At 67.3% G+C, this 11,452-nt stretch carries 9 protein-coding genes; 4 read left to right on the forward strand and 5 right to left on the reverse strand.

What is annotated here, in order from left to right; genetic code table 11:
• Positions 1-353 precede the first annotated feature (353 nt).
• Together IV112_RS19895 and IV112_RS19900 are read left to right on the forward strand one after the other, a co-directional pair.
• A complete protein-coding gene (locus tag IV112_RS19895; RefSeq protein ID WP_304006673.1) occupies positions 354-1,172 on the forward strand; it encodes a DUF2189 domain-containing protein in 819 nt (272 codons plus the stop codon).
• Positions 1,173-1,219: 47 nt separating this feature from the next.
• Positions 1,220-1,429 carry a DUF2788 domain-containing protein gene (locus tag IV112_RS19900; RefSeq protein WP_008058471.1) on the forward strand — a complete coding sequence of 70 codons (210 nt, stop codon included), beginning with the start codon at positions 1,220-1,222 and terminating at the stop codon, positions 1,427-1,429.
• Here the strand turns inward: IV112_RS19900 and IV112_RS19905 are convergent, their stop codons facing one another.
• On the reverse strand, positions 1,430-2,392 hold the full coding sequence (locus IV112_RS19905; protein WP_304006676.1) for a methyltransferase domain-containing protein: 963 nt from the start codon (positions 2,390-2,392) through the stop codon (positions 1,430-1,432).
• A 155-nt stretch (positions 2,393-2,547) separates the two neighbouring features.
• Here IV112_RS19905 and IV112_RS19910 point away from each other — a divergent pair, with 155 nt between their 5' ends.
• On the forward strand, positions 2,548-5,073 hold the full coding sequence (locus IV112_RS19910) for a cation-translocating P-type ATPase (protein WP_438362269.1): 2,526 nt from the start codon (positions 2,548-2,550) through the stop codon (positions 5,071-5,073).
• A gap of 82 nt (positions 5,074-5,155) precedes the next feature.
• Here IV112_RS19910 and IV112_RS19915 read toward each other — a convergent pair whose 3' ends face one another.
• The 4 genes from IV112_RS19915 to IV112_RS19930 form a co-directional block, all read right to left on the reverse strand.
• Positions 5,156-5,776 (reverse strand): PEP-CTERM sorting domain-containing protein, encoded by a 621-nt coding sequence (locus IV112_RS19915; RefSeq protein WP_304006680.1) that lies wholly within the window; start codon positions 5,774-5,776, stop codon positions 5,156-5,158.
• Between the two features lie 73 nt (positions 5,777-5,849).
• Positions 5,850-7,844, reverse strand: a complete 1,995-nt coding sequence (locus tag IV112_RS19920) for a PhoX family protein (protein ID WP_304006682.1) — start codon at positions 7,842-7,844, stop codon at positions 5,850-5,852.
• Positions 7,845-8,020: 176 nt separating this feature from the next.
• Positions 8,021-8,671: a carbonate dehydratase gene (can, locus tag IV112_RS19925; protein WP_304006684.1), complete on the reverse strand. Its 651-nt coding sequence runs from the start codon at positions 8,669-8,671 to the stop codon at positions 8,021-8,023.
• Between the two features lie 100 nt (positions 8,672-8,771).
• Positions 8,772-9,266, reverse strand: a complete 495-nt coding sequence (locus IV112_RS19930) for a BON domain-containing protein (RefSeq protein ID WP_304006686.1) — start codon at positions 9,264-9,266, stop codon at positions 8,772-8,774.
• 182 nt (positions 9,267-9,448) lie between these two features.
• Between IV112_RS19930 and IV112_RS19935 the strand changes: the two genes are divergently transcribed.
• Positions 9,449-11,224 carry a M61 family metallopeptidase gene (locus tag IV112_RS19935; RefSeq protein WP_304006687.1) on the forward strand — a complete coding sequence of 592 codons (1,776 nt, stop codon included), beginning with the start codon at positions 9,449-9,451 and terminating at the stop codon, positions 11,222-11,224.
• The last annotated feature ends 228 nt before the right edge of the window (positions 11,225-11,452 follow it).

Consider the following 11,452-nt stretch of genomic DNA (forward strand, 5'->3'; position numbering starts at 1 on the left):
GACTATGTCCCGAGACAGCACGAAAACGCTTGCGCCGGAACATAGAATCTCCCACTGAAGCCTTGCGCGGGCGCGCACAGGACGCTCTCTTGTGGGAGCGAGCTTGCTCGCGACGCAGCCGTGGGTGAGTCACCGTCTGTCGCCCTGTCTGCGCCTGCTTCCGGGACGAGAGCCTTTTTGCGCCGCACAAACCGAGGGCGAAATACGCCCCGCGGCGGTGCGGATGCGACGCTTTGCTGCCGTTGCGACACGCTTTGCCCGATACTTATGCGTCGGCCGGGTGCGCATGAGCTGCGTCAAGTTGCAGGAGTGCGGCGGCCGGCATACTCCGTGACGCATCGGGCAGGGCTGCAGTGGCCTTGCCGCGCGCGTCGGTGATCGATCCGGACAGACCGACCGACATGAACGACAGCCACGCCATCATCGAATCCCGCCGCTACACCACCCGTGCCGTACCGCTGAGCCGACCGCTGGACTGGCTGGTCGCCGGCTGTCGCGACTTCCTGCGCTGTCCGGGGCCCGGTCTGCTGCATGGCGCGGCCGTCGCGGTGTTCGGTGCGCTGCTGTGCTGGCAGATTCCCGACAAGTTCTGGCTGCTCAATGGCGCCTTCACCGGTTTCATGCTGGTCGCGCCGGTGGTGGCGACCGGTCTGTACGCGATCAGTCGCGCGCTGGAGCGCGGTCAACCGGCGGGGCTGATGACGGCCGTGCATGCGTGGAAGCCGCGCGACAGCCGCATGGTGGTGTTCGGACTGCTGCTGGCGCTGGCCGGTACCGGCTGGGTGATGACCTCGGCTGCCCTGATATGGGCCTGTGCGCCGGCGCCGGTGGCCACGCCCGAGGATTTCCTGCGCCTGGTCGTGCTGGCGGAACAGGGCTGGCTGTTCGAGGCCTGGCTGGCGCTGGGCGGCCTGCTCGCCGCGCCGGTGTTCGCGTCCAGCGTGGTGGCGATTCCGCTGCTGCTCGATCGCGACATCGGGGTACTTGGCGCGGTGCTCACCAGCTGGCGCGTGGTGATGGAGAACCCAGCGCCGCTGGCGCTGTGGGGCGTGGCGATCGCCGGATTCACGCTGTTCGGCATGGCGACCGGGCTGGTCGGCATGCTGGTGGTGGTGCCGCTGCTGGGTCACGCCAGCTGGCACGCCTATCGCGATCTGGTGCGCGCCGCCTGAGCGCGCACCGATCTACTCATTGAATATTGCGGGAGCAGGTTTCACACATGGGCGGCATCACTGAAGAGCAATTTGCCGAGTTCGGGCTCACCTTCGGCGTCGCCGCCTTCATGCTCTACATGCTGTTCATCCTGCTGCAGCTCGCGCGCGAGTCGAAGGCCGGTCGCTTCGGCACCTTCGTCATCCTGATCGGCCTCGGCCTCGGCATGATGGGTTTCGTTGCCAAAGGCGTGATCAAGTGGATGCTCGGCGGCTGATCAGGCGCCCGTCGCGCAGACCCTCTCCCGTACCGTCGCGCGCATCGTGCGCGCCAGCGACTGCAGCGATCCGCCGGCGCGATAGTTGAAGCTCACGTGCAGCGTGTCGCCGGCTCGCGCCTCGACCGGCGTCGTCAGCGGCAGCACCAGGTAGTCGTTCAGCCAGTCCTGCGTCCGCCCCTGCGTACCGAGCAGCGCCAGGATGTTCTTGGTGATGAAGCGCAGCGCATTGACCGTACCGTCGGCAGTGATGGCGATGTCGCCCTTCCAGGCGATGTCGCGGCTGCAGGTCTGGTCGAAGTCCATCACGCCGTAGACCACCGGTGCGGCCAGCTCGGTTGCGCCCGGGTGTTCGGCGCCGACGCGCTGGAACTGGATGATGGGGGCGTTGAAGCCGTAGAAATCGAACACCTGGTGCAGCGGCTGCACCGCCATCAGCGCGGCAGTCGGCAGGAAGATCGGAAGGCGGTCGCCGAAGCGGGCGCGGTAGCGCGCCTTGAAGGCTTCGATCACGTCGACCTGTTTCTCGCGCAGCATGCCGACGTGGATCATTTCGCAGATGACCACGTCCACCGGTTCCGGCGGCAGGTATTCGAAAGCGTCGGCGTGCACCACCTCGACCTTGTGACCATGCGCGTTCATCGCCAGCAGCCGGCGCGATTCGGCCACCATGTCCGGGTTGAATTCGACGCAGTACACCTTGCTCGCGTGCGCTGCGGCGAAGCAGGACAGCACGCCGGTGCCGCCGCCCAGTTCGAGCACGCGGGCGCCCTTGAACACGACTGCATCGATGGCCGCCTTGAAATTGCTCATGCGGTTGGTGTCGAGCAGCATGTTGTGGTGGTAGTGCAGGGGAATGAACTGTCCAAGATGGCTGGGCTCGTCGTCGGCGTCGCTCATCGGCAGGCTGGCGCCGGGCGCGGCCGGGCTACCGAGGTGGGCTGCGGTTTCCATCCGTGACATGGTTCTTCCTCTCGTGTGGTCGGTTAATGTTTGCCGCGCGCTGCCGGCAACTTCTGCCTTGAACATCCCGTTATTGCCGTTTGAACCGCCTTGCGGCGATCGCGCGAGGTTCATGGCAGCTTTCGTGCCAGACTTCGGCGAGAACTGAACAACGGATGCCGCGGATGAACGGGTCGAAGGAGCAGGCCGGGCTGAACGAAGCGGAGGTGGCTGCGCGCCGCACGCAGGACGGCTGGAACGAGATCGCCGCCGAGAAGCCGCACACGCTGATCGCCACGGTCTTGGAGGTGGTGCGGGAGCCGATGTTCCTGCTGCTGCTGGGCGCCGGCGCCATCTATCTGCTGATGGGCGACGCGCACGAAGCGCTGGTGCTGCTCGGCTTCGTCGTGCTCATCATCGGCGTCACGGTCTTTCAGGAACGGCGCACCGAGCACGCGCTGGCTGCGCTGCGCGACCTGTCGAGTCCGCGCGCGCTGGTGATGCGCGACGGCGCAGTAAAGCGCATCGCCGGGCGCGAGGTGGTGCGCGGCGATCTGCTGCTGCTGACCGAGGGCGACCGCGTGCCGGCCGATGGCGTGCTGCTGAGCGCCAACGATCTGGCGGTCGATGAATCCATGCTGACCGGAGAATCGGTGCCGGTCGGCAAACTGCCGGTCGACGGTGGCGAACCGCTGCGCGTGTTCTCCGGCACGCTGGTCGTGCGCGGTCGCGGCACGGTCGAGGTGACGGCAATCGGCGAGGCCACCGAGCTGGGGCGCATCGGCAAGTCGCTGGCGGACACCGTCAGCGGTGTCTCGCCACTGCAGCGCGAACTCGGGCTGCTGGCGCGCCGGCTGGCGGTGATCGGCATCGTGCTGTGCGCGCTGCTCGCCGTGTCCTACGCGACGCTGCGCGGCGGCTGGCTCGACGGCGTGCTGTATGGCATCACGCTGGCGATGAGCATCCTGCCGCAGGAATTTCCGGTCATCCTGATCGTGTTCCTCGCCTTCGGCGCACGCCGCATCGCCGCCCGACGCGTGCTGACGCGCCGGCTGTCGGCGATCGAAACGCTGGGCCAGACCACCGTGCTGTGTACCGACAAGACGGGCACGCTCACCCGCAACCGGATGGAAGTCGCCGCGCTTGCTGTCGATGGTGAGGTGCTGGCGCTGGATGGCGGCGCACGCCTGGAGGAACTGCCTGAAACCTATCACCGCCTGCTTGAATACGCGGTGCTGGCGAGCGAGGCCGATCCGCACGATCCGATGGAGCAGGCCTTCCTGCGGCTGGCCGGCGACTATCTGGCGAACACCGAACACCTGCATCCTGACTGGGCGCTGGCCCGCGAATACGAACTGTCGCCCGACCTGCTGGCGATGACCCACCTGTGGCAGGCGCCGGATCGGCGCGATGGCGAGGTGGCCGCCAAGGGTGCGCCCGAGGCCATCATCGACCTTTGCCATCTGTCGGCGGATGCCGCCGCGCTGGTGATGGCGCGCGCCGGCGATCTGGCCGACCGTGGCCTGCGCGTGCTGGCGGTGGCTCATGCGGCGCACCCGCAAGGCGCCGGCGTGCCGGACATCCAGCACGATTTCGAATTCCGCTTCATCGGCCTGATCGGGCTGGCCGATCCGCTGCGCCCGGAGGTGCCGGCGGCGGTCGCCGAGTGCCGCGCGGCCGGTGTGCGTGTGGTCATGATTACCGGCGATCATCCGCGCACCGCCGGCGCGATCGCGGCACAGGCCGGCATCGACGGCGGGCGTGTGCTGACCGGCCCGGATCTGGCGGCGATGGACGAGGGGACATTCGCCGAGGCGGTCGCCGGCTGCTGCGTGTTCGCGCGCGTCAGCCCGCAGCAGAAGCTGGCCATCGTCGAGGCATTGAAGGCGCGCGGCGACATCGTCGCCATGACCGGCGACGGCGTGAATGACGCACCGGCGCTGAAATCCGCGCATATCGGCATCGCCATGGGCAAGCGCGGCACCGACGTCGCGCGCGAGGCGGCCGCGCTGGTACTGGTGGAGGATGACTTTGCCGCCATTGTCGACGCGATACGGCTGGGCCGGCGCATCTTCCGCAACCTGCGCCACGCGATGACCTACACGCTCGCGGTGCACGTGCCCATCATCGCGCTGGTGGCCGCGCCGGTGCTCTTCGGCTGGCCGGTACTGCTGGCGCCGGTGCACATCGCCTTCCTCGAGCTGGTGATCGACCCGACCTGTTCCATCGTGTTCGAGGCGGACGAGGCCGGCGACGCACTGATGCGCGAGCCGCCGCGACCGCGCGGCGCCGTGTTGCTGCCACCCTCGCGCATTGCGACCAGCCTGCTCTACGGCGCCATCGTGTCGGCCGCGCTGGTGGCATTCGATGTCTGGGCACTCGATGCCGGCTTCGCGGCCGACGAGGTCCGCACGCTGGTGTTCGTCGCGCTGGTGGCGAGCGGCATCGCGCTCATCTTCACCGCCCGCGCGTCGGCCGCCGACCCGAGTGGGCTCGGGCACGGCACCGCGGTCGCGCGCTGGGTGATCGGCGGCACGCTGCTCGCGCTGCTGCTGGTCACCACGGTGCCCTGGCTGGCGGCACAGTTCTCCTTTGCCGTGGTCGCGCCCGCAGCGTGGCTGAGCGCCTGCGCGCTCGGACTGGCAACGCTGCTGCCGCTGCTCGCCGCACGTGGGCTTCTGCACGCGCGTGCGGTGGCATGACCGCGGGCATCCGCCGGACGAAAAAAATGCCCGACCAGCGGTCGGGCATCAAGGACATGCGTGTGACAGGGTCGTGCAGTAATCAGGCGCGACGGCGTGCAGCCATGCCGATCAGGCCGAGGCCGGCCAGCAGCATCGCGTAGGTTTCGGGTTCCGGCACCGGGGCGGCGACCGCCAGATTGTCGAGCACCACGCCATTGCCCTTGAACGAGATCGAGCGGATGTCGGCCACGTCGCGCGTGATGCCGACGAACTGACCTTCGTTGTAGCCGAGCTCGTCGGTATCGATCGCCAGCGTGTAAGTTTCGATGATCTGGTTATTGTCGCCGTAGGCGGACACCACGACCGAGAACGGGAAGAAGTCGGCTGCAAAATGATTCAGCAGCGCGCCGGCACCCGACGTCAGTTCGGCAAAGGTGAAGCGCAGTTCGCCGATGGCACCGCCTGCAACGAAGGGCGTGTCGGCGCCCCAGATGCCATTGCTGCCGAGGTCACGGATGAAGGCACCCAGTTCCGATCCTTCGTCGCCGGTGAAGATGACGCCGGGGGCGACCGTTTCGGGACCGGTGGTCAGGAAGCCGTCGTAGTCGTTGAAGTCGACAACGATGGCGTTGCTGATGTCGGCAGCGTCATTGGTCAGCGCGGCGTGGGCCGGCAGTGCGGCGGCGAAGGCCAGCGCCAGAGCGGCGAGTTTCAGTTTCATGATGAATCCTTTGCGGAGGTTTCGTTGATGGAGGCGACGCTACGCCGCCTCCATGACGCCGATGTGAAGACGGTCAGGTACCGATCACGCCGCCGTCGTCCTTGGTGATGACGACCGTGGCCGAGCGCGGCTTGGCGACGCCGTTGGCGCTCTGCGTGGTCGGGCCGTTGAAGCCGCTGTCCGGCCAGGTGCTGCGCGAGGTGAAGCTGCCGCTCCAGCCTTCGCCCGGGTGCTGGATGTTGACGAACATCGTCTTGTTGTCCGGCGTGGTGACCACACCGGTCACTTCGCAGCGGATCGGGCTGGTCAGGAAGCGGGTGATCTGGCGGGTGGCCGGGTCGGCGCAGAACATCGCGTTGCCGCCGATGTTGGCGTAGTTGCCGGTGGCGTCGCCGGCCTGGTCGGTCTGGATCCACAGGCGACCGTCGGAATCGAACCACAGGCCGTCCGGCGAGCCCAGGTCGTCACCGATGATGTTGCCCTGACGCTGCGGATTGGCGCTCAGCTTGTCGCCGCACTCGACGAAGATTTCCCACTGGAAGCCGGTGGCGCGCACGTCGCCGCCGTTCTCGTTGAAGCGGATGATGTGGCCGTACACGTTCTGCGGACGCGGGTTCGCGGCGTCGGTCGTGCTGCGGCCGCTGTTGTTGGTCAGCGTGAAATAGACCTCGCGCGTGGTCGGATGCACGGCGACCCATTCCGGACGGTCCATCTTGGTCGCACCGACGACGTCGCCGGCCTGACGGCACATGATGACCACGTCGCCCTGGTTGTTGAAGCCGTTGGCCGGCGTCAGGCCGTTCTGGCCGAACACCAGCGGCAGCCACTGACCCGTACCGTCGGCGTTGAACTTCGCCACGTACAGCGTGCCGTGGTCCAGCATGTCGCGGTTGGCGGCACGGTTCTTCGTGTTCAGCTTGTTGGCGCAGACGAACTTGTAGACGTAGTCGTTCGCTTCGTCGTCGCCCATGTAGAAGGCGACGCTGTTGTCGCTGCCGACCGCGGCGATGGCCGACTCGTGCTTGAAGCGGCCCAGCGCGGTGCGCTTGACCGGCACCGAGTTCGGGTTCCACGGGTCGATCTCGACGATCCAGCCGTGACGGTTCGGTTCGTTCGGGTTGTCGCGGAAGTCGAAGCGCGCGTCGGCTTCGTGCCAGCGGTAGCCGAAGCCGGCCTGGCTCATGCCGTAGCGGGTTTCGTGCGCGGTGCGCGGCTGTGCGGCCAGCTTGGCGGCCGTGGTGCCGAAATAGCCGTTGAAGTTCTCTTCGCAGGTGAGGTAGGTGCCCCAGGGCGTGTAGCCGTGTGCGCAGTTGTTCAGCGTGCCGAGCACGGTGGTGCCCGTCGGGTCGGCGGCGGTCTTGACCATGGCGTGACCGGCGGCCGGGCCGCTGAGCTTACAGGGCGTGGCACCGGTAACGCGGCGGGCGAAGGCGCTCGGACGTTGCACCTTGAACTCACCGCCGATCTTGCGTGCTTCGATCACGCTGACGCCGTGAGCGGCGAGCTGCGCATCGACCATCGGCTTGGTGATTACGTCGGTGGCGTAGGTCAGCGTGTTGCAGACCAGGCCCGGATCGACGTATTCGTGGTTCGACACCAGCAGACCGCGGTCGTTGGCGATGCCGCCGGCACCGGCCGCCGGGAAGGGGAAGAAGTGCATGCCGTCGTTGTGCGCGCCCCAGGTCGTCAGCTGGCGCTCGGCGGTCATCGCGGTGGCGGGATCCCAGTGCGTGTTGGCGTGCGGGCCGGTCTTGCCGATCGCGTCGCCCCAGGCGATGAATACCTTGGCGGTGTATCCGGCCGGCACGGTGATGCCGTCGGTCATCGGTGCCACGTTGGCCGGCACGCCGGTGAAACCGATGCCACCATTGGTCGGGGACGGGCTCGGCACATAGCCGGCAGCCAGCGCTTCGAGGCTGAAGCCGCCCATCGAGGCCAGCACGGCGGTGCCGATCGAGCCCTTCATGAAGTTGCGGCGGCCGTTGAATTCGGCGATCACGTCGCGAATGGTTTCATTCGACGACGGGTTGATCGACTCGGTGTTGTCGGGGTGGAACTGGGAAGACATGAAGACTCCTCGCTGACGTGTTCGTGGGGGAAGTCCACGACGGCGCAGCACGCGCCGGTCGGACGCGCGAAGTCTGGGATGCGTGTTTGACAGGGAAAAGAATGACAGCGGTCTGGCGATAGTCCGTTCGGACTATCGCCAGCCGGGGCGCCCGGCGGCCGCCGGGCGTGGGCAGATCAGGTGAGGGAGCTCAGCGCGAGGTCGTAGGCGCCCGCCAGTTCGGCTTCGCTGCCGGCTTCCATGCGCAGGTTGCGCACCAGGCCGTCCTTCAGGCCGTAGATCCAGCCGTGCACACGCACGTCCTGGCCGCGCGCCCAGGCTTCGCGGACGACCGTCGTTTCGCAGACGTTCATCGCCTGCTCGATCACGTTCAGCTCGCACAGCCGGTCTTCCTGCAGTTCGCCGGCGCCGACCGCTTCGAGCAGACCGCGGTGCTTGTTGCGCACGTCCTGCACGTTGCGCAGCCAGTTGTCGATCAGACCGAAACGCATGTCGTGCAGTGCGGCGCGCACGCCGCCGCAGCCGTAGTGACCGACCACCAGGATGTGCTTCACCTTGAGCACATCGACGGCGTACTGCATGACCGACAGACAGTTCAGGTCGGTCTGCACCACCACGTTGGCGACATTGCGGTGTACGAACACTTCACCCGGAATCAGACCGACGATCTGGTTGGCCGGCACCCGGCTGTCGGAACAGCCTATCCACAGATATTCAGGCGCCTGCAGCGTGGCCAGCCGCTCGAAGAACTGCGGGTCGTCGGCACGCATGCGTTCGGCCCAGCGGCGGTTTGCTTCGAATAGTTGATCAGTTTTCTTCAGTGTCATGGTGTCCTCGCATCAGGCGGGATTATATCTTTCCCGCCCTCGCGAGGCGCCATCAGCCGCCGCGACGGATCACGGCGGATCACTGTGCTGCGCGGCGGGATCAGCCGGCGGTGACAACGAGCCGGTTGTCGATGCCGGTCACGCCCTTGACCGAGGCCGCCAGTTCGGCGGCACGGGCGCGCGCCGCTTCGGTCGGCGCCGGGCCGCTCAGCGTCACCTTACCGTCGGTGGTATCGACGTCGATCTTAAGAGCGCTCAGATCGGGGTCGCCGGCGAGGCGCGCGGCGACGTTGGCCGTGATCGTCGCGTCGTCAATCTTTTCCCCCATGCGCTCGGCGGCTGCCTCGACGGAGGTTTTGGCGTCGGCCGCCGCGGCTTCGGCCCGGGCCTGCGCGTTGTCGAGCGAGCCTTCGGCCTTGGCGCCCATTTCGTCAGCCTTCTTCTCGGTCTGCGAGATGGCGGAATCGAGCTTCTGGCCGACGGTCGCGTTGTCGGTGGATTCGCCGCAGGCGGCCAGCGTCAGCGCCAGTGCAGTGGCGGTGGCCAGGCGGACGGCAGGCTTCAGCAGCGTGGATCGGGTGGCGGTAATCTGCATGGCAGTTCTCCTGTTGCGATGAAGAGGATGGCGTTCAGCCATGACGAAACTCTAGTTGCTCGTGACGCGCCGGCCTGTCGGTGACGTGGTCGGGTGCTGTAGGACGATGCGGACTGCGCCCGCTGACCCAGGCAGCCGGCGCTGTGGTCAAATCGCGGCTGTCCAAACGCCAGAACGCCGACATGAGCGCCGTCCGCTACCGCATCACGCCCATCCATCCCGAAGCCCATCTGTTCGAGGTCGAACTCGACATCGACAAGCCGGCGGCCGACGGCCAGCTGCTGTCATTGCCGGCCTGGATACCCGGCAGCTACATGATCCGCGAGTTCGCCCGCCACATCGTGCGCATCGACGCGCGCGACGGCGTGCGCGCGGTGCCGCTGACCAAGCTGGACAAGCACACCTGGCGTGCCGCACCGTGCGACGGCGCGCTGCGCGTGCGCTACGAGGTGTATGCGTGGGACCTGTCGGTGCGCGCCGCTCACCTCGACACGACGCACGGTTTCTTCAACGGCAGCAGCGTGTTCCTGATGGTGCATGGCTGCGAACAGCAGCCCTGCGAGATCGACATCCGTCCGCCGGCCGGTCGCGCCTACAAGGAATGGCGCGTCGCGACGACGCTGCCCGAGGCCGGCGGCCGCAGCGGCGCCAAGCGTCACGGATTCGGCGTGTACCGGGCGGCGAACTACGACGAATTGATCGACCACCCGGTCGAGATGGGCAGCTTCGCGCTGTACGAATTCAAGGCCTGCGGCGTGCCGCACGAGGTGGTGGTGACCGGCCGGCACGACATCGACGCCGCACGGCTGTGCGCCGACCTGAAGCGTGTCTGCGAGTGGCAGATCCGGCTGTTCGGCGAACCGGCGCCCTTCGAGCGCTATGTCTTCCTCGTGATCGCGGTCGGCGACGGCTACGGCGGACTCGAGCACCGCTCCAGCACCGCGCTGCTGTGTTCGCGCAACGACCTGCCGGCGCCCGGCGCCGCCGCGATGAGCGATGCCTACCGCGGCTTCCTCGGTCTGTGCAGCCACGAGTACTTCCATTCGTGGAACGTGAAACGCATCAAGCCAGCCGCCTTCGTGCCCTACGACCTCAGGGTCGAGAACTACACGCGGCTGCTGTGGGCTTTCGAAGGTTTCACTTCCTACTACGACGATCTGGCGCTGGTGCGCTCTGGCGTCATCACGCAGGACGACTACCTGAAGCTGCTCGGCAAGACCGTGACCCAGGTGATGCGCGGCAGCGGCCGGCTCAAGCAGAGCGTGGCCGACTCGTCCTTCGATGCCTGGATCAAGTACTACCGCCAGGACGAGAACGCGCCGAACGCCATCGTCAGTTACTACGCCAAGGGCGCGCTGGTGGCGCTGGCGCTCGACCTCACGCTGCGCAGCAAGAGCCGCGGCGCGGTGTCGCTGGACGACGTGATGCGCAAGCTCTGGGCCGACCACGGACAGAACGGGCAGGGCGTACCGGAAGACGGCATACGCCGCGCCGCCGAAGCGGTCAGCGGCCTCAAGCTCAAGCGCTTCTTCGACGAGGCGACCGAGGGCACGGATGATCTGCCGCTGGACAGGCTGCTGCACGCGGTGGGTCTCGACCTCGCGTTCGAAGCCGCCGGCAGCACGCCGGTGCTCGGCGTGAAGACCGCCAACGACGGCGACAACGTGAAGCTCACCCAGGTGCTGGACCACGGTGCCGCCCAGCGCGCAGGTCTTTCGGCCGGCGACGTGCTGGTCGCGCTGGACAATCTGCGCATCACCGCCGGTTCACTCGACACCCTGCTCAAGCGGCGCAACGCGGGCGACGAGGTGAAGATCCACGCCTTCCGGCGCGACGAACTGATGAAGTTCCGCGTGCGACTCGACGCGCCGCCGGCCGATCAGGCGAAGATCGGCCCCGCGGTACGCGCCAGTGCGGCGGCGAAGGAACTGCTGAAGCAGTGGCTGGGACGCGGTTGAGGCGCCGCCCACCGGGGAAATACGTCAAACCTGTGATCTGAGCCTGCGCCAAGGTCTTGTGGGAGGGGTCTTCTGACCCCGACAGCGGCCGGTATCGAAGCCGCGTACAGCAGCGGCCGCGTCGCGGCATAAGCTGCCCCCCACAGGGTTGCGCCTGACCGGCGGCCGGGTCCCTGTGGGAGATTCTATGTTCCGGCGCAAGCGTTTTCGTGCTGTTTCGGGACATAG

The sequence above is a fragment of the Methyloversatilis discipulorum genome (genome assembly GCF_018780585.1).
Lineage (GTDB): Bacteria > Pseudomonadota > Gammaproteobacteria > Burkholderiales > Rhodocyclaceae > Methyloversatilis > Methyloversatilis discipulorum_B.